This window comes from Myxococcus sp. CA056, assembly GCF_013336715.1.
In the GTDB taxonomy this organism is placed as follows: Bacteria; Myxococcota; Myxococcia; order Myxococcales; family Myxococcaceae; genus Myxococcus; species Myxococcus llanfairpwllgwyngyllgogerychwyrndrobwllllantysiliogogogochensis.
The window spans coordinates 196,271-215,948 of the sequence record NZ_JABUMT010000010.1; the positions used below are offsets into that span (position 1 = coordinate 196,271).

The following is a 19,678-nucleotide window of genomic DNA, read 5'->3' on the forward strand; positions in this document are numbered from 1 at the left end:
GGATATTCCTGCGCCAGCTTCAGAAGGGACCTCACCATGTACCGCACCTTCCGTAACGTGGTTGCCGGGCTGGCACTGCTGTTGGGGCTGGCCTGTGGGGTGATGCCTTCGTCCGCTGGAGCCGAGCCTCTCTACTTCGCCGTGGAAGTCTGGCGCGAAGGCCGACTGGTGGCCCAGCCCAAGCTCCTGGGAGAGACGGGTCGCACGCTGCGCGCCGAGCGCCGCCGGCCCGGAGCTCCGCTCGCCGACTACCGACTGGTGCTGATGCCCCGCGCGGACGGCGAATCGTTCCTCCTCCAGTTGGACCTGCTCCTGCCAGAAGCCAAGGGCCACTCCGAGCTCGCGCTCCTCCACGGGCAGCAGCGCAAGCTGCAGCTCGGCCGCGTGCCCGGGGAGCTGGAAGTGTCCCTGCTCCTGATGAAGGTGGACTCTCCGGAGTTCCGCGCGCTGATGCAGCTGGGCACGGATGGCGGCAACGGCTCCTCCGCCTGCTCCATCTGACCCGCGTCCCTCCCGTCCAGCAGCGCTAGAGCACCGCCAGGTCGTCGCGGTGCACGGCTTCGTCCAGGTAGCGGTAGCCCAGCACCGACTCGATGTCGGACGTCCGCCGTCCGGCGATGCGCCTCAGCTCCAGGGCGTCGTACGAGGCGAGGCCCCGCGCGAACACCGCTCCCGACTCGTCCGCCAGATCCACCGGGTCGCCCCGGTCGAAGTCCCCCTCCACGCCGCGCACCCCGCTGGGCAGCAGGCTGCGCTTGCCCTGGACGATGGCCTCGCGTGCCCCGGCATCCACGGTGAGTGTGCCCAGCGGGCGCAGCGCATGGGCAATCCACGCGGCACGCGAACCCCTGCGCGCTCCCGTGGGTTCGAAGAGGGTGCCCACGGGCTCGCCCTCCAGCACGGCGCGCAGGCGGCCGGGCACGGAGCCGGAGGTGATGACGCCCCGGATGCCCTGCTCCGCGGCGCTCGCGACGGCGCGGACCTTGGTCGCCATGCCGCCCGTGCCCACGCCACTGGAGGTGCCTCCGGCGAGTGCCAGGACCTCGGGAGTCACCGCCTCCACCGTCTCCAGCAGGCGGGCCCCCGCGTCCCGTCGCGGGTCGGCGGTGTGCAGGCCATCCACGTCGGAGAGGAGCACGAGGGCATCGGCCTCCACCACGCCCGCGACCAGTCCCGCGAGCGTGTCGTTGTCGCCGAACTTCAGCTCATCCACGGAGACGGTGTCGTTCTCGTTGATGACGGGCACCACACTGGCGGACAGCAGGCGCTCCAGCGTGTGCTTCACGTTGAGGTAGCGCCGCCTGTCACGCATGTCCTCGTGGGTGAGGAGCACCTGCGCCACCACCTGCCCCTGCCCCCCGAAGACGTCCTCGTAGGCCTGCATGAGCCGGCTCTGTCCCACCGCGGCGCACGCCTGCTTGCCTGGGATGTCCCTCGGCCGAGCGGACAGGCCCAGTCGCTCCACGCCCAGGGCGATGGCGCCGCTGGACACCACCACCAGCTCGCGGCCCTGGGCCGCCCACAGCAAGTCCCTGCCCAGCGCCACGAAGTGCTCGCGGTTGAAGCGGCCGGTGGCATGGGTGAGGGCGTTGGTGCCGATCTTCACGACCACGCGCTTCGCGGCGCGCAGGGCGTTACGTCCCGAGTGACTCACGCACGGCAGCCTAGGACGGAAATGGAAACAGCGCGCAAGGGCCGTGTGTTCACTACGGTTCCGGCAATCCGGCCGGCAACGGCGGTGTCAGCCACCCGGACGCGGCGCCGTATACAGTGCCGGGAAGGACGAGGACGGCCGGTCCTCGTCAGAGGAGCAAGCGTTTGAAGGAAATCTTCGGCAACACCCTGGGCCTCAAGGCGAACGAGCAACACCGGCTGCGCAACACCTTCCGCCGGCGCGTGTCTCCACACGAAATCGTGTCGCCCGAGCTCGCCCGCCACCTCACCGAGCTGTCCCACGAGACGAACCGCCAGGTGGGCGTGCTCATCAACCGCAAGGGTGAAATCGAGCACGTGGTGGTGGGCAACGCCCACAAGCTCGAGTTGCCCGACATTGGCCGTGCCCGCGCGGGCCAGGTGCGTCTGCGTGGCCTGCGGCTGGTGCATACGCACCTCAAGAGCGAACCGCTCACCAAGGACGACCTGACGGACCTCGCGCTCCTGCGCCTGGATTGCGTGGCCGCCGTGGGCGTGGGCCAGGAGGGCCTGCCGGGCGTGCTGCACTACGCCTATCTGGTGCCGGAGAACGGCACCGGCGAGTTCTGGCACGTCTCCACCCTGCCCTCCGTACACGGCGAGCAGCCGGACCTGACGGACACGCTGGGCGCGCTGGAGGAGGAGTTCAGCCGCAAGGCGGCGGCGCGCGCGGTGGGCGGGCGGGAGAAGGCCATCCTCGTCGCGGTGTGCCTGGACGGGAACCGGGGGCGGGCGGAAGCGAGCCTCGCGGAGCTGCGCGAGCTGGCCCGCACCGCGGGGGTGGAGGTCGTCGACAGCGTGCTCCAGGTGAAGCGCGAGGCGGACCCTCGCTACCTCATCGGCCGGGGCAAGTTGGAAGACCTCAACCTGCGCTCCATGCAGTCCATGGTGGACCTGCTCATCTTCGACAAGGACCTCACCCCCTCGCAGGGGCGCCACATCGGCGAGGCCACCAGCCTCAAGATTCTGGACCGCACGCAGCTCATCCTCGACATCTTCGCGCAGCGGGCACAGAGCGCGGAGGGCAAGCTCCAGGTGGAGCTGGCGCAGCTGAAGTACCGGCTGCCCCGGCTGGTGCAGAGCGACGACTCGCTCAGCCGGCTCGCGGGTGGAATCGGCGGGCGAGGCCCTGGCGAGACGAAGCTCGAAATCGACCGACGCCGGGTGCGCGAGCGAATCACGCATCTGGAGAAGCGCATCGACGCGATTGGGAAGGAGCGCAGCGTGCGGCGTGCACAGCGCAACCGGCGCGAGCTGCCGGTCATCTCCATCGTCGGCTACACCAACGCGGGCAAGTCCACGCTGCTCAACGCGATTACCAACGCGCAGGTGCTGGCGGAGAACAAGCTGTTCGCCACGCTGGACCCGACGAGCCGCCGGCTGCGCTTCCCTCAGGAGCGCGAGGTCATCATCACCGACACGGTGGGCTTCATCAGGGACCTGCCCAAGGACCTGGTGGCGGCCTTCCGCGCCACGCTGGAAGAGCTGTACGACGCGACGCTGCTGCTGCACGTGGTGGACGCGGCGGACCCGGCGCGGGACGAGCAGGTGGAGGCAGTGGAGAAGATCCTCTCGTCGCTGGATTTGATGGAGAAGCCCCGGTTGATGGTCTGGAACAAGGCGGACCTGATGCCGGCGGAGGAAGTGGAGGCGCTGTTGCGCTCGCGGGGCGGGGTGGCCATCAGCGCCCAGTCGCGCGAGGGGCTCGCCACGTTGTTGGCCAAGGCGGACACGACGCTGTTCGCCGAGGGCGCCTCCGAGGCCATGGGCGTCATCTGACGCGGCGTGCGAGTTGCGGGGCAGGCGCGGCTCCCCCTAGAGTTGGGGAGCCGTGGCGACCTTTCCCGCATTGTCCTTGCAGCTCTCCGGCCTGCTCGCGCAGATAGTTCCGGACTACACCCGTCCTGTCTCCTCCATGTCTCCGAAGTACTTCGAGATTCTGGAGCAGAACAGCCACATCATCTACCCGCTGGTGGCGGTGCTGACGCTGGTGCTCATCACCGCGGGCGTCCTCCAGGCGTGGAAGACGCAGGACCTGGACGGCCTGCAGAAGAACGAGTTCAAGAAGGCCATCGTCAACGAGCTGCGCCGCAACATCACCGGCCTCCCCGGTGACGTCCTGGCGAAGGCCGTGGGACTGGACCGACTGAAGACGAACCGCCTGCTGGAGCAGATGCAGCAGGACGGCATGGTGGTGAGCCACACCAACTCGCAGCGCCTCACCGTCTGGCGCATCCGAGGCTCCGGCCCGGAGCCGAGCGTCCGCCGGTACTGAGCGGTCCGGGGTTGCTTCGAGCATCCGGCGGCGTGCCATTCGAGCCTGGGATGCGATTCCGGGATGCCGCCATCCTCACCGCGTCGTGAGGTCTCGAGCCCGCCCGAGGTGCTCACGAAGCAGTGACGCGAGCCGTGTCACGTCGGGGCCGCGCAAGATGGAGTAGTGGTCACCCGGAATCGCGTGGACGGTGAGTTCGCCCGTCGCCACCTGCTCCCAGCCGTGCACACGCGTGGTGCCCGTGGCCTCGATGGAGATGACAGGCCCCGAGTAGGGAGCCGGCACGTAGCGCCACGCCGCCAGGAGGTTCACCTCGAAGACCCGGCGCAGGGCTTCGAGTGACTGGACTCCGCTCGGGTTCGCCGCCGCCAGGGTGCGCATCAGCGTCTCGGGGTCCTCTCGCGCGAGTTCCTCGTCGGTCATCGCGACAGCGTTCCCCGCCGCGCGCATCAGGTCCGTGTAGAACATCGCGCCGAAGCGCCGGGCCTCATCGTGCCCAGGCGCCGCGCCCTCTCCATCGAACGGACGCACGAAGCCGTCGATGAGCGCGAGCACCTCTATCCGCTCGCCTTGCTGCTGGAGCTGGTGCGCCATCTCCCACGCGATGCTGGCCCCCATCGACCAACCTCCGAGCCGATACGGCCCGCGTGGCTGAACCTCCCTCATCGCTGAGAGATAGAGGCTCGCCATCTCCGGGATGAGCTCGCACGGAGGCACATCTCCCTCCAGCCCCTGCGACTGGAGCCCGAAGAACGGCTGCTCGGGACCCAACGACTTCGCCAGCTCCGCGTAACTCAGGACCGTTCCGCCCACCGCGTGCACACAGAAGAAGGGCCGCTGTCCCTGTCCCTCCTGCAATCGCACCAGCGGACTCCAAGCGGACATCGCGGACTCCCGACGCAACACGGACGCGACATGTTCCACCGTCGCGCGATGGAAGAGCGTTGCCACCGGCAGCACCCTGCCCACCGCGCCCCGGATGCGTGCGAGCAATCGAATGGCCATCAGCGAGTGGCCGCCCAGCGCGAAGAAGTCCTCTGTCACCCCCACGGGGCTCACGCCCAGCACCTCTTCCCACACGCGCACCAGCATCCGCTCCAGCTCGTCGCGCGGACCTTCGTGCGCCCTCCGTGACGCGAGCTGATGGCGTCCCGGTGCGGGCAGCGCCTTGCGGTCCACCTTGCCCGTGGGAGCCAGCGGCAGGGCCTCCAGGCGCACCAGGACACTCGGCACCAGGTACTCCGGCAGCCGTTGCTCCAGTCGCGACCTCAACGCCTCCGCGTCCCACGGCTCCGCGTGCACCACGTAGCCCACCAGTCGCTTCTCCCCACCCTCCTCCTGCTGCACCACCACCACCGCGTCCTTCACACCCGGCAGCGCCTTCAGCGCCACCTCCACCTCGCCCAGCTCCACTCGGAAGCCGCGCACCTTCACCTGCCCGTCCACCCGCCCCAGGAACTCCAGATTCCCATCCCCCAACCACCGCGCCTTGTCCCCCGTGCGGTACAGCCTCGCGCCCGGCTCGTCACTCAGCGCATCCGGAATGAACCGGTCCGCCGTCAGCTCCGCCCGCTCCCAGTAACCGTGCGCGAGACTCGCGCCCCCGACGTACACCTCTCCCACCACACCCACGGGACTCGGAGCACCCCGCTCGTCGAGCACGTACACCTTCACGTTCGAGATGGGCACGCCTACCGGAGGCAGCGCGGGCCACGTCGCGGGCGGTCCATGCGCCCTCCAGGCCGTGACGACGTGGGCCTCCGAAGGGCCGTACTGATTCTCCAGCACGCACCCCGGCAGCCGCTCGAAGAAGGACACCAGCGCGGGAGTCACCTGCAGCTGCTCACCCGCCGTCACCACTTCGCGCAGCGGCGGCAGCACGGCTTCGTGTTGCGCCACCTCGCACAACGCCTGGAGCGCCACGAAGGGCAGGTACAACCGCCCCACGCCGTGAGTCACCATGCGTCGCAGCAAGGCCACCGGGTCCCTTCGCTCCTCCTCCCCCACGAGCAGCACGGTGCCTCCCAGGCACCACGTCCCGAACAACTCCTGGAACGACACATCGAAGTTCAGCGAGGCGAACTGGAGCGTCGTCGCTCCCGCGTCCACGGTGCGCGCGAGCAACCAGCGCAGCATGTTCCCCACCGCGCGATGGGACATGAGGATGCCCTTCGGCCGCCCCGTGCTCCCCGACGTGTAGACGAAGTAACAGGGAGTCTCCGGTGAGAGCGGAACGGCCGGAGCGTGCATGGGCCGCGCCTCGATCCGTCCCGCCTCCTCTTCCAACCGGACGCGCCGTGTCCCCGTGCGCTCGGGCAACGCGCGCTCCAGCGCACCGTGCACCAGCACCACGGGCGCACCCGTGTCCTCCAACATCTGCTCCAGGCGCTGTGATGGATAGCTCGGGTCCAACGGGAGGAAGGCCGCGCCGGCCTTCAGCGTCGCCAGCACCGCCACCGGCATCTCCAGGGAGGCCCGCTCCAGGCACAGGCCCACCGTGCCTCCGGGCCGTACGCCCAACGCCAGCAGGTGATGCGCGAGCTGATTCGCACGCCGCTCCAGGCTCGCGTACGTCAGCGACGACTGTCCGTCCGTCACGGCCACGGCATCGGGCGAGCGCATCACCTGCGCCTCGACCCACGCGTGCATCAAGCCGGGCACGGCGCTCGAATCCGCGCGTCCACTCCACTCACGCAGCAACGCGCGCCGCTCCGCATCATCCAGCAACGACACATCGCCGACGCGGCGCCCTGGGTCCGCGAGGAGTCCCTCCATCAGCGTGACGTAGTGACCCGCCATCCGCCGCAGGGTCGCCTCGTCGAACAGCGCCTTGTTGTACTCCCAGATTCCGACCCAGCCCTCGGCCGTCTCTCGCAGGAAGAACGTGAGGTCGAACTTCGCCATGCCGGAGTCGAAGACCACCTGACTCGCCGTGAGCCCGGGCAGGGACGGCAGGGCGCGCGGTCCCTCGATGACGAACATCACCTGGAACAACGGTGAACGACTCAAGTCCCGAACCGGCCGCATCGCCTCGACCACCGTCTCGAACGGGACGTCCTGATTCGAGTAGGCCCCCAGACACATCCGATGCACCCGTCCGAGCATCGCCCGGAAGGACTCCTCCCCATCCACGTCCAGCCTCGGCGCGAGCGTGTTGACGAAGAAACCGATGAGGCTCTCCAACTCGCGTCGGTTCCGCCCGGAGATGGGCATCCCCACCACCACGTCCCGTTGGCCGCTGTACCGGGACAGCAACACCTGGAAGCCCGCCAGCAACAGCATGAACGGCGTCACACCCTCGGCGCGGCCTCGCGTCTTCACCGCTTGCGAGAGCGACGGCGAGAGGGGCATCACCACAGTAGCCCCCTGAAACGTCTGCACCGGCGGCCTCGGCCGGTCCACGGGCAGCTCCAGCGCGGGCGAGGCTCCCGACAGCAGCGCCTTCCACCACGCGAGCTGCGACTCCAGCACTTCCCCCTTCAGCCACTCGCGCTGCCACAGCGCATAGTCCGCGTACTGCACCGCCAACCCGGGCAACGTCGGCGCGCGTCCCTCGGTGAAGGCGCCATACAGCTCGCGCAGCTCGCGCTCCATCACCCCCATGGACCATCCGTCACACGAGACGTGATGGAGCATCAACATCAGCACGTGCTCGTCCTCGCTCACCCTCAACAACCGCGCGCGCAGCATCGGCCCGGCGCTCAGGTCGAACGGGCGACGCGCCTCTGCCTCGGCGTGGCGCAGGACCTCGTCCTCTCCTGCCACGGGCTCCACGAGCAACGTCACCGCGGCGTCGGGCGCGATGCGCTGCACCGGCCGCCCCGCCTCTTCACCAAACGTGGTGCGCAGGACTTCATGCCGCATCACCAGCGCCGACAGGGCGCGCTCGAGCGCCACCACGTCGAGCCGTCCCTTCAGTCGCGCGAAGAAGGGCACGTTGTAGGAGTAGCCACCCGCGTCCACCTGCGCGAGGAACCACAGGCGCTGCTGGGCGAAGGACAACGGCGGAGGCGAGTCCCTCGGCACGGGCACCAACGGGGGCAGGCCACGCACCTTCACTACCTCTCGCTTCACCTCGGGCGCACTCATGGCGGACCCTCCGCAGCGACTGTTATTCCAGCTTAAATCAGTTTTATCAGCGTACGAGGCCATCCACGTTCAACTCGCGCATCCAGCCATGCTCTAGTCCGGGGATGGGTGAGAACGTGTCTCATGAGCCGCCCGGCCCGACGGCTATCGCCATCGTCGGGCTGTCGCTGCGCTTTCCGGGCGCTTCGGACGCACGGCGCTTCTGGTCCAACCTCATCTCGGGCGTTGAATCCGTCACGGTGCTGGATGCCGAGCAGCGCGCGAAGGCCGGACTTCCCTCGGACGAAGGTTGGGTCGCGGCGGCGGGTGTCATCGCGGATGCCGACCTCTTCGACGCGCGCTTCTTCGGCTACTCCCCTCGCGAGGCCGAGCAGCTCGACCCCCAGCAACGCCTCTTCATGGAGTGCTGTTGGGGGGCGCTCGAGTCCGCGGGGTATGCCGCGCGGGCCCGGCCGCTGCACGTGGGCATCTATGGCGGCGCTTCGCTCAGCACCTATCTCCTGACGAACGTCCTGCCCAGCATGGAGCGGCGCTCCAGCGACTGGACGGAGAGCATCCTCGGGACGCACAGCGACTTCCTGGCGACGCGCGTGGCCTACAAGCTGAACCTCACCGGGCCCGCGATGACGGTGCAGACGGCGTGCTCCACATCGCTGACCGCGGTGCACCTCGCCTGTCAGGCGCTGCTCGCGGGGGAGTGCAACCTCGCGCTCGCGGGAGGCGCGGCCGTGCGCTCTCCGCAGCTCGTCGCGTACCCCACGCAGGAGGGAGGCATCTCCTCACCTGATGGACACTGCCGCGCCTTCGACTCCCAGGCGGCGGGCACCGTGCCGGGCAACGGTGTCGGCGTGGTGCTCCTCAAGCGACTGGAGGACGCGCTCGCGGATGGAGACCCGATTCGCGCGGTCATCCTCGGCTCCGCCGCCAACAACGATGGCAGCAGCAAGGCGGGCTTCACCGCGCCGTCCGTCTCCGGGCAGGTCGCCGCCATCAGCGATGCACTGGCCCTGGCCGGAGTCGAACCCCGCTCCATCTCCTTCATCGAAGCCCACGGCACGGGCACGCCGCTGGGAGACCCTGTCGAGGTCACCGCGCTCAAGCAGGTCTTCCAAGGCGTGGCCCCCGGCACCATCGGCCTGGGCTCGGTGAAGAGCAACCTGGGCCATCTCGACGCGGCGGCCGGAGTGTCCGGACTCATCAAGGCGGTGCTGGCGCTGGAGCACCGACAGCTTCCGCCCACCGTCCACTTCCGTCAGCCCAATCCCCTGCTGGAGCTCGCGGGCAGTCCCTTCTACGTCGTGGCCGAGCCTCGTCCCTGGAACAGCGCGGGCCCTCGACGCGCGGGGGTGAGTTCGTTCGGCATGGGCGGCACCAACGTACACGTCGTGCTCGAAGAGGCCCCCACTCCGGCGAGCGACCCGCCTCGTGCGGAACAACAACTGGTGTTGCTGTCGGCCAGGTCCGAGACCGCGCTGGAGCGGATGACCACGGAGCTGTCCGAGCACCTGGGCCACACCCAGGCCGCGCTCGCGGACGTGGCCCACACCCTTCAAGTCGGACGCAATCGCTTCGGCTGGCGACGCTTCGTCACCGCGAGCACGCTCTCGGAGACCTCCGCGCGCTTGAGGCACCAGGGCGACCCACTTCGACCTCGCACCGCCTTCGATGAAGCAGAGCGAAGAAGCGCCGTCTTCCTGTTCCCGGGCGGAGGCACGCAGCGAGTGAACATGGGCGCGGAGCTGCTCGGTGAGCCCGCGTTCCGCGAAGCCGTGGACCGATGTGCCGCATTGCTGCATGCCCCGCTCGGTGGTGACCTGCGCGAGGTGATGTTCGCGCCCCCGGAGCGCTACGACACGGCGGCTCGTGAGCTGGCACGTCCGGTGTGGACCCAGGCGGCGCTGTTCACCTGTGACTGGGCGCTGGCGCAGCTCTGGCTGTCCCGGGGTGTCCAGCCCGAGGCGCTGTTCGGCCATTCCCTGGGCGAGTACGTCGCGGCCTGTCTGGCCGGAGTCTTCACGCTCGAAGAGGCGTTGGAGCTGGTCGCCGCGCGCGGCAGAATCATGGAGCGGCTCCCTCCTGGCGGGATGACGGCGGTCCTCGCGCCGCTGGCCCAGGTGGAGCCCCTGCTGAATCCCCTGCTGTCCGTGGCGGCCATCAACACACCCTCCGACTGCGTCCTCTCGGGCCCGCTGGAGGCGCTCGATGCCCTGGAGACCGCGCTCGCCACGCGAGGCGTCGAGACGCGGAGACTGCGTATGAGTCGCGCGGCGCACTCGGTGATGCTCGAACCACATCTGGCGGACTTCGCACGCGTGGTCTCCCGCTTCTCCCCCCGTGCCCCCAAGTTGCCCGTGGTGTCGAGCGTCACCGGGCGCTGGCTCGGCGAGCGCGAAGCAGCGGACCCACTGTACTGGTGCCGCCATCTGCGCGAGACAGTCCGCTTCTCCGACGGACTTCACCTGCTGCTCTCCACGGGAGACCGCGCCTTCATCGAAGTTGGCCCGGGCACGGCGCTGTCTTCGCTCGCGCGGCGACATCCGACCCGCACCTCGCAGCCCGTCCTCTCCACGTTGGCGTCCGCCTCCGCCGAGCAGCCCCCGCATCCACTCGCGTCACTCGGAGAGGCCTGGCTCGCGGGCATCACCATCGACTGGGAGCGCTTCCGCGCCGGAGAGCGGCGCCGACGCGTCCCACTGCCGGGCTACAGCTTCGACCGGGAGCGACACTGGATTGAGCCCGCCACGGCTCCCACGGCGCCCTCGACCACTCGTGCCGTGGAAGCCCGCGAAGAAGTGCGGCCCGCCATGGGTCGCGACGAGGGCCCGCGCGCCTCGGCGCCTCGCGATGCCACGGAGCAGGTGTTGCTCGAGTGCTTCCGGCTCACGTTCCACCTGGAGAACATCGGCATCCATGACGACTTCTTCGCGCTGGGTGGCGACTCCCTCCTCGCCTTGCGATTGAGTGCCCGTATCGAGGACCGACTTGGAGCGCGGCTTCCACTGAAGGCCGTGCTGGAATCTCCCACCATCGCGCGACTCGCCGCGCGCATTGGAGAAGGTGCTCGCGACACCGCACCCACGGCCCCCAGTTGCCTCGTGCGACTCCAGGAGGGAACTCACGGGGTGCCCGTCTTCTTCGTGCATGCAGCCGGTGGACAGGTGCTCTTCTACCGTGAGCTGGCGAGACACCTCGCTCCCGAGCGGCCCATGTACGGCTTCGAGTCTGTGGGACTCAACTCGGGCACCACGTGCCACACCACCGTGGAGCAGATGGCGGAGCACTACCTCACTGCGCTTCGCACCGTACGGCCCCGAGGTCCCTATCTGCTCGTGGGTGCATCCCTGGGTGGAACCATCGCCTACGAGATGGCGCGCCGACTGTCGGCTGAAGGCGACAGCGTGCCCCTTTGCGCGCTCCTGGACACGCCGCCACCTGGGCACGTCTCCGTGGAACTCGCGGACCAGGTCTCGCTGCTGACCTTCCGCGCGGGGAAGACGTTCACACCTTCCACCGAGTGGCCGAAGGACTTGTCCGTCGAAGAGCAGTTCCGCCTGCTCCAGGAGGAAGCGGCGCGGGACGGTATCGAGCCCCCCTTCTCGGAATTCGAAGCGGCCCGCAGACAACTGGACGTGCTGCGCGCGAACACGCGGGCATTGAGTCTCTACGTGCCGCCGCGCTGGAGCGGAGGCGAGTTCCAATACTTCCGCGCCCAACAGCCACCTCCTGGCTTCCCACCTCACCCGGAGCTTGGCTGGTTGGACCTGGACGCGGCGGCGCGCGTGGAGGTCGTCCCTGGCGATCACCACACGATGCTGCAAGCACCCCATGTCGAGGTGCTCGGAGCAAAATTGGCGCGCTTGCTGCGCTAATCCGAGCCCGGCCGGCGCCGCCGCTGCTGTGCCAATCGCTGGAGGCCCTCACGTCTGTCTCCGGAAGTCGCGGGCTGACGAGGCGCCTCCGGCTCCGGTGCGGGCCCCAACTGAGCGGCGAGCGTGCGCACGGTGGGGAACTGGAGCAGCGACACCAACGGCACCTTGCGCCCCAGTCGCTCCTCCAACTTCATCTGCAACATCTGGAGCAGGAGCGAGTTGCCGCCCAGGTCGAAGAAGTTGTCGTCCGCGCCCACGCGGTCCAGCTTCAGCACCTCCGCCACCAGTTGGGCGATCACCTGCTCCAGGCCTTCTTGAGGCTCGACGTAACCACCGCTCAGCTCTGGCCGGTGCGCCTCGGGCGAGGGCAACGCATTCCAGTCCACCTTCCCATTCGGTGTGAGCGGCAACTCGCGCAGCACCACGAACACCGACGGAATCCACGGCTCCGGCAATGAGCGCTTCAACCACGCGCGCAGCACATCGGCCGTCAACGTGGCCTCCTCCGTCGGCACCACATACGCCACCAACCGCATGTCTCCCGGCGTGTCTTCCCGGCCCATGACCACGGCGGAGCGGACCTCCGGATGCGCCGCGAGCGCGGCACTCGCCTCCGCGGGCTCGACGCGCACACCGCGCACCTTCACCTGGGCATCGGCGCGGCGCAGGTACTCGAACCTTCCGTCTTCGAGCAGCCGCACCACGTCACCCGTTCGATACAGCCGTCCCCCTTCACCATACGGGTCCGGGACGAAGCGCTCGGCCGTCAGGTCCGGACGCCCCAGGTACCCTCGCGCCAGTCCCACGCCACCGAGGTACAGCTCGCCCCAGACTCCCGTGGGAGCCAGATTGCCCGCGTCATCCATCACCCGCACCACCACGTTGCGCAACGGCCTGCCAATCGTGGGACGTGTTCCCGGGAAGCACTCGCCCCAGGTCGCGGCCACCGTTCCTTCCGTCGGGCCATAGCCATTGATGAAACGTCGCCCCGGGCTCCACCGTGCCACCAGTTCCTCGGTGCAGGACTCGCCGGCGGAGAGCAGGACTCGAAGCCTGGGAAGCTCGACCACCGGCATCATCGCCAGGACCGACGGCGGCAGGGTCGCCACGGAGATTCGCTCGCGCGCGAGCAACTCCGTCAATGGCCTTCCAGGTGCCATCTGCGCGCGCCGCGCCAGGACCAGCGTCGCCCCGTTCAGCAGTGCGGGGAAGACCTCCGCCACGGAGGCATCGAAGCTCACCGTCGCGAACATCAACGTCCTGTCGCCCGGGCCAAGACCGCCGAGCACCGAGGGGAAGGACTCAGCCAGGTTCGCCGCGCCCCGGTGCGCAAGCAGCGTCCCCTTCGGGCGCCCTGTGCTCCCCGACGTGTAGATGACATACGCGAGGTTTCGCGCCGTGACTTCGGGCGCCAGCGACTCCGCGCCCACCAGGTCATCGAGCTCACCGATTTCATCCAGCAACACGGTGGCCCCCGAGTAGGCGAGTTGCGACGCCTCTTCCGAGCGCGACACCAGCAGCGCGACCTTCGCGTCATCCAACATGTACGCGAGGCGCTCCGGTGGATGCTCCGGGTCCATCGGCAGGTAGGCGCCGCCCGCCTTGAGGATGGCGAGCATCGCCACGACCCAGTCGAGGCTCGGCCCCAGGCACAGGCCCACCACCACGTCGGGCCTCACGCCCCACTTGCGCAACACTGTGGCCAACTTGTGGGCTCTCCGGTCGAGCTGGGCGTAGGTCAGCGTCTGCCCCTCCATCTCGACCGCCACAGCCTCGGGCGTTCGTGCGACCTGGGCCTCGAACAACCGGTGCAGGCACTCACCCTCGAAGGGCGCTTCGCTGCCGCCCCGTGCCAGCAGCGACTGCCGTGAGGACACACTCAGAAGCGGAAGGTCTCGCAGTCGCCGGCCCGGCTCGGTCACCGCGCCTTCCAGCAGGCGCTCCAGGTGCTCTCCGAAGCGCTCCATGGTCGCGACGTCGTACAGGTCGCTGCTGAACTCGAGGCCTCCCTCGATACCGTTGGCGGTCTCTCTCAATCCCAGCGCGAGGTCGACCTTGGCGGCGCGAAGCCCCAGGTCCAACGGGCGTTGCGTGAGACCGGACAACGACAGGTCTCCCGAAGGCGTGTTCAAGAGCTGGAACACCACCTGGACCAACGGCGCGCGACTCATGTCGCGCTTCAGGTTCAGCGCCTCCACCAGCTTCTCGAACGGCACTTCCTGGTGCCCAAAGGCCCCTAGCACCGACTCCTTCACACGCCCCAACATCTCCCGGAACGTCAGCTCACCCGACGCTTCCGTCCTCACCACCAGCGTGTTCACGAAGAAGCCAATCAGCCCCTCCACCGCCTTCGTCGTCCGCCCCGACACTGGCGAGCCCACCACCACGTCCCACTGGCCGCTGTAGCGCGCCAGCAGCACCTGGAAGCCCGCCAGCAGCGTCATGTACAGCGTCACGCCCTCTCGCAGGCTCAGTTGCTTCAACTTCTCGCTCAGCTCAGAGGACAGCTTCACCGCCACGCTCGCGCCCTGGTACCCCTGCACCGCCGGCCTCGGCCGGTCCGTGGGCACCTCCAGCGCTTCGGGGACTCCCGCCAGCTTCGTCCCCCACCACGACAACTGCTGCTCCAGCACCTCCCCCGTCAGCCACTCCCGCTGCCACACCGCGTAGTCCACGTACTGCACGGGCAACTCCGGCAGCGTCGCGGCCTCGCCCTTCACGTAGGCGCCGTAGAGCGTCTCCAATTCCTTCGTGAGCACCCACGTGGACCAGCCATCGGACACGATGTGGTGCAGCACCAGCACCAGGACGTGCTCCTGCTCGCTCAGCTTCAGCAGCGCCACTCGCAGCAGCGGGCCCGCGCTCAAGTCGAACGGACGCCGTCCTTCTTCGGCGCCCAGTCGGAGGGCCTCTTGCTCTCGGGTTTCGACGGGGAGGCCACTCAGGTCCACCACGGACAACGGCAGGGACGCGGCGGCGTGGATGCGCTGCACGGCCCCCTGCGCATGCTGATGGAAGGTCGTCCTCAGGGTCTCGTGACGACGGACCAGCTCATTGAAGGCACGCTCCAGAGCCTTCACGTCGAGCACGCCCTCCAGTTTCATCGCGAGCGCGATGTTGTAGAGCGAGCCACCCGGCTCCAACCGGTCGAGGAACCACAAGCGCTGCTGCGCGAACGACTGAGGCAGTGCCTCCGTCCGTTCCGTGCGGACCAACTCTGGACGACCTGCCCTGAGTCCGTCCTTCAAGAGTTCATCCAATCGAGAGGCCAGCGCGGACACCGTGGGTGCCTCGAAGAGCACCCGCACTGGCACGTCGCGGCCCAGCAGCTCGCGCAACCGCGAGGCCACCTGCATCACCAGCAGCGAGTGCCCTCCTCGCTCGAAGAAGTTGTCCTCCGCGCCAACGCGCTTCACGCCAAGCAACGGAGCCCAGATCTCCGCCACCCGCTCCTCCATCGCCGTCCTGGGCGCGATGAAGGACTCCGACATCTGCTCGGAATCCTGCCGCTCCGTGCGATGGGCGTGGATGCGAGCGGACGGCGTCCTCTCCGGCACTTCAATGTGCCCAGGCATCCCGAGCGCATCCAGCCGCGCTTCGGGCATCGCCACGGCGGACTCCAGCAACCGCTCGTAGTGGATGGCCAGGCGCTCCACGGTCTCCGTGTCGAACAGGTCCGTGTTGAACACCCAGTACCCCGCCATTCCCTCCGCGTCCTCTCGCACGGACAACGCGAGGTCGAACTTCGCCACCTGCGTCCCCAGGTCCAGCGGACGCAGCGCGAGCCCTGGCAACGACAGGTCCCCCGACGGCGCACTCTGGAGCGCGAAGGACACCTGCACCAACGGCGAGCGGCTCAAGTCTCGAGACAACTGCAACGCGTCCACCAGCTTCTCGAACGGCACTTCCTGATGCGCGAAGGCGCCCAGCACCGACTCCCGGACCTGGGCCAGCAGCTCCCGGTACGTCAGCGCACGTGACGCCTCCGTCCTCACCACCAGCGTGTTCACGAAGAAGCCAATCAGCCCCTCCACTTCCTTCGTCGTCCGCCCAGACACCGGCGAACCCACCACCACGTCCCACTGTCCGCTGTAGCGCGCCAGCAGCACCTGGAACACCGCCAGCAGTGACATGTACAGCGTCACACCTTCCCGCCGGCTCAACTGCTTCAGCTTCTCGCTCAGCTCGAAGGACAGCCTCACCGCCACGCTCGCGCCACGATGCCCCTGCACCGCGGGCCTCGGTCGGTCGGTCGGCAGCTCCAGCGCTTCGGGGGCGCCCTCCAACCTCGCCCTCCACCACGACAACTGCTCCTCCAGCACCTCCCCCTTCAGCCACTCTCGCTGCCACACCGCGTAGTCCGCGTACTGCACGGGCAACTCCGGCAACGCCGCGTCCCCGCCCTTCGCATGGGCGGTGTAGAGCGCCTCCAGCTCCTTCGTGAGCACGCCCATCGACCAACCGTCGGACACGATGTGGTGCAGTACCAGCACCAGCACATGCTCCTGCTCGCTCAGCTTCAGCAGCGTCACTCGCAGCAGCGGACCCGTGCCCAGGTCGAAAGGACGCCGTTCCTCCTGCATCCCGAGCCTCAAGGCTTCATGCGCTCGGGCCTCCACGGGCAGCCCGCGCAGGTCCACCACGGGCAGCGGGACCGCCATGGAAGGACTGATGTGCTGGACCGCACCGAGCGCAACCTGTCGGACCGTCGTCCTCAGGGACTCGTGGCGGTGAACCAGCGCATGGAACGCCTTCTCCAGCGCGCCAATGTCGAGCACGCCCTCCATCGTCACGGCCAGGGCGATGTTGTAGAGCGGGCTGTTCGGCTCCAGCCGGTCGAGGAACCACAAGCGCTGCTGCGCGAAAGACAGGGGTGGTGCATCCACCCGCGATGCGGGGAGCAGCGGCGGACTCCGAACCCCGAGCCCACCCCGCGCCAACACGGACAGACTCGTGGCCAACGAGGACACCGTGGGTGCCTCGAAGAGCATGCGCACCGGAACCTCGTGCCCCAACGCCGCTCGCAGCCGCGACGCGGCTTGCATCACCAGCAGCGAGTGCCCTCCCCGCTCGAAGAAGTTGTCCTCCGCGCCCAACCGCTTCACGCCCAGCAGCGGGACCCAGGTCTCCGCCACCAGCTCCTCCATCGCGGTCCTGGGCGCGATGAAGTCCTCCAACCCCTGCTCCGGAATCACGCGCTCGCCTTGGCGTGACTGGATGCGGGAACCGACAGCCTTCTCCTGCACCTCGCGATGCCCAGGCATCGGCAGCGCACGCAGGGTCGCCTCCGGCACCTCGACGACCGCCTCCAGCAACCGCTGGTAGTGCGTCGCCATGCGCTCCACGGTCGCCGTGTCGTATAGGTCCGTGTTCAGCTCCCAGGTGCCTGACAGTCCCTCCGCGTCCTCTCCCATGGACAACGCGAGGTCGAACTTGGCGGTCCTCGTTCCCAGGTCCATCGGCTGCTGCGTGAGCCCCGGCAACGAGAGGGCCCCCGACGGCGCACTCTGGAGCGCGAAGGACACCTGCACCAACGGCGAGCGGCTCAAGTCGCGAGACAACTGCAACGCGTCCACCAGCTTCTCGAACGGCACCTCCTGGTGCGTGAGCGCGCCCAGGACCGCGTCCCGGACACGCCTCAGCATCTCCCGGAATGTCAGCTCGCTCGACGCCTCCGTCCTCACCACCAGCGTGTTCACGAAGAAGCCAATCAAGCCCTCCACTTCCTTCGTCGTCCGCCCAGACACCGGCGAACCCACCACCACGTCCCACTGTCCGCTGTAGCGCGCCAGCAACACCTGGAAGCCCGCCAGCAGCGTCATGTACAGCGTCACGCCCTCCTGCCGACTCAAGCACTTCAGCTTCTCGCTCAGCTCCGAGGACAGCTTCACCGCCACGCTCGCACCGCGATACCCCTGCACCGCCGGCCTCGGTCGGTCCGTCGGCACCTCCAGCACCTCTGGGGCTCCCGCCAGCCTCGCCCTCCACCACGACAACTGCTCCTCCAACACCTCCCCCTTCAGCCACTCCCGCTGCCACACCGCGTAGTCCGCGTACTGCACCGGCAACTCCGGCAACGTTGCGGCCTCGCCCTTCACGAAGGAGCTGTAGAGCGTCTCCAGCTCCTTCGTGAGCACGCCCATCGACCAGCCGTCCGCGACGATGTGGTGCAGCACCAGCACCAACACGTGCTCCTGCTCGCTCAGCTTCAACAGCGTCACTCGCAGCAGCGGGCCCGTTCCCAGGTCGAACGGGCGCCGTCCTTCCTCGCCCCCCAGTCGGAGCGCCTGTTGCTCTCGGGTCTCGCTAGGGAGGCCACTCAGGTCCACCACTCGCAGCGGCACTGGCGCGAAGGGCTGGATGTGCTGCACCGCCCCTTGGTCGCCTTGCTCGAAGGTCGTCCGCAGGGACTCGTGGCGACGGACCAACGTGTGGAAGGAGCGCTCCAGGGCGGCGACGTCCATCGCCCCCGTCAGTCGTATCGCGAGGGGAATGTTGTAGAGCGGGCTGTTCGGCTCCAGCCGGTCCAGGAACCACAGGCGCTGCTGTGCGAACGACTGGGGCGGAGCCTCCGTGCGAGTCGTGGGCACCAGCGCTGGCCGTCCTTGCCCGGTACCACCGCTCTCCAGGCTCCTGGCCAGCGTGGCGACAGTGGGCGCCTCGAAGAGCGTCCGCACCGACACCTCTCGGCCCAACACCTCGCGCAGCCGCGAGGCCACCTGCATCACCAGCAGCGAGTGCCCTCCCCGCTCGAAGAAGTTGTCTTCGGCCCCCACGTGCCTCACGCCCAGCAGTGGAGCCCAGACTGCCGCCACCAGCTCCTCGATGGCCGTCCGCGGAGCAATGAACCCCTCCGGCACGACCTCCGGAGCCAGCCGGTCCAACCGCCGAGCCTGGAGACGAACAACCGGCACCTTCACCGGCACTTCTTGGTGCCCCGACATCGGAAGCGCGTTCAGCCTCGCCTCCGGATTCTCCACCGCCGCCTCCAGCACTTGCTGGAAGTGCGCCGCCATGCGCTCCACGGTCGCCGCGTCGAACAGGTCCGTGTTGAGTTCCCAGAAGCCCGTCAGGTCCTCCGCGTCCTCACGCACCGACAGCGCGAGGTCGAACTTCGCCATGCCCGGCTCGTACGTCACCTCAACCGAGGACAACCCCGGCAGCGCCGGCAACTCAGCGGGCCCGTTCAAGCCGAAGGCAATCTGGACCAGGGGCGCGCGACTCAAGTCACGGCTCGACTGCAACGCCTCCACCAGCTTCTCGAACGGCACCTCTTGGTGCCCGAAGGCTCCCAGCACCGACTCCTTCACACGCCCCAACATCTCGCGGAATGTCAGCTCGCTCGACGCCTCCGTCCTCACCACCAGCGTGTTCACGAAGAAGCCAATCAAGCCCTCCACTTCCTTCGTCGTCCGCCCAGACACCGGCGAACCCACCACCACGTCCCACTGTCCGCTGTAGCGCGCCAGCAACACCTGGAAGCCCGCCAGCAGCGTCATGTACAGCGTCACGCCCTCCTGCCGACTCAAGCACTTCAGCTTCTCGCTCAGCTCCGAGGACAGCTTCACCGCCACGCTCGCACCGCGATACCCCTGCACCGCCGGCCTCGGTCGGTCCGTCGGCACCTCCAGCACCTCTGGGGCTCCCGCCAGCCTCGCCCTCCACCACGACAACTGCTCCTCCAACACCTCCCCCTTCAGCCACTCCCGCTGCCACACCGCGTAGTCCGCGTACTGCACCGGCAACTCCGGCA

7 protein-coding genes are annotated in these 19,678 nt (G+C 68.5%); 4 read left to right on the plus strand and 3 right to left on the minus strand.

Annotation, left to right across the window (positions count from 1 at the left end; all coding sequences use genetic code 11):
• Positions 1-36 precede the first annotated feature (36 nt).
• The gene (locus HUA76_RS31785) at positions 37-501 is read left to right on the plus strand and encodes a hypothetical protein (RefSeq protein WP_141642701.1); all 465 of its coding nucleotides are present in this window, start codon (positions 37-39) and stop codon (positions 499-501) included.
• Positions 502-526: 25 nt separating this feature from the next.
• On the opposite strand, the gene proB is transcribed toward HUA76_RS31785, so the two are convergent.
• Positions 527-1,654 (minus strand): glutamate 5-kinase, encoded by a 1,128-nt coding sequence (gene proB, locus HUA76_RS31790; protein ID WP_371745663.1) that lies wholly within the window; start codon positions 1,652-1,654, stop codon positions 527-529.
• Positions 1,655-1,818: 164 nt separating this feature from the next.
• On the opposite strand from proB, the gene hflX reads away from it, so the two are divergent.
• Together hflX and HUA76_RS31800 are read left to right on the plus strand one after the other, a co-directional pair.
• The gene (gene hflX, locus HUA76_RS31795) at positions 1,819-3,471 is read left to right on the plus strand and encodes a GTPase HflX (RefSeq protein ID WP_174454758.1); all 1,653 of its coding nucleotides are present in this window, start codon (positions 1,819-1,821) and stop codon (positions 3,469-3,471) included.
• A 52-nt stretch (positions 3,472-3,523) separates the two neighbouring features.
• A complete protein-coding gene (locus HUA76_RS31800; protein ID WP_371745662.1) occupies positions 3,524-3,967 on the plus strand; it encodes a hypothetical protein in 444 nt (147 codons plus the stop codon).
• Between the two features lie 75 nt (positions 3,968-4,042).
• On the opposite strand, the gene HUA76_RS31805 is transcribed toward HUA76_RS31800, so the two are convergent.
• Positions 4,043-8,056 carry a non-ribosomal peptide synthetase gene (locus HUA76_RS31805; RefSeq protein WP_174462932.1) on the minus strand — a complete coding sequence of 1,338 codons (4,014 nt, stop codon included), beginning with the start codon at positions 8,054-8,056 and terminating at the stop codon, positions 4,043-4,045.
• Between the two features lie 104 nt (positions 8,057-8,160).
• Here HUA76_RS31805 and HUA76_RS31810 point away from each other — a divergent pair, with 104 nt between their 5' ends.
• On the plus strand, positions 8,161-11,925 hold the full coding sequence (locus HUA76_RS31810; RefSeq protein WP_174462933.1) for a type I polyketide synthase: 3,765 nt from the start codon (positions 8,161-8,163) through the stop codon (positions 11,923-11,925).
• On the opposite strand, the gene HUA76_RS31815 is transcribed toward HUA76_RS31810, so the two are convergent.
• A complete protein-coding gene (locus HUA76_RS31815) occupies positions 11,922-19,664 on the minus strand; it encodes an amino acid adenylation domain-containing protein (protein ID WP_371823544.1) in 7,743 nt (2,580 codons plus the stop codon). The genes HUA76_RS31810 and HUA76_RS31815 overlap by 4 nt on opposite strands.
• Positions 19,665-19,678: the final 14 nt, after the last annotated feature.

Excerpts from the sequence above, each read along its gene's own strand:
- HUA76_RS31785 (WP_141642701.1), top strand. The coding sequence starts at position 37 with ATGTACCGCACCTTCCGTAACGTGGTTGCCGGGCTGGCACTGCTGTTG.
- HUA76_RS31805 (WP_174462932.1), bottom strand. The coding sequence starts at position 8,056 with ATGAGTGCGCCCGAGGTGAAGCGAGAGGTAGTGAAGGTGCGTGGCCTG.
- HUA76_RS31810 (WP_174462933.1), top strand. The coding sequence starts at position 8,161 with ATGGGTGAGAACGTGTCTCATGAGCCGCCCGGCCCGACGGCTATCGCC.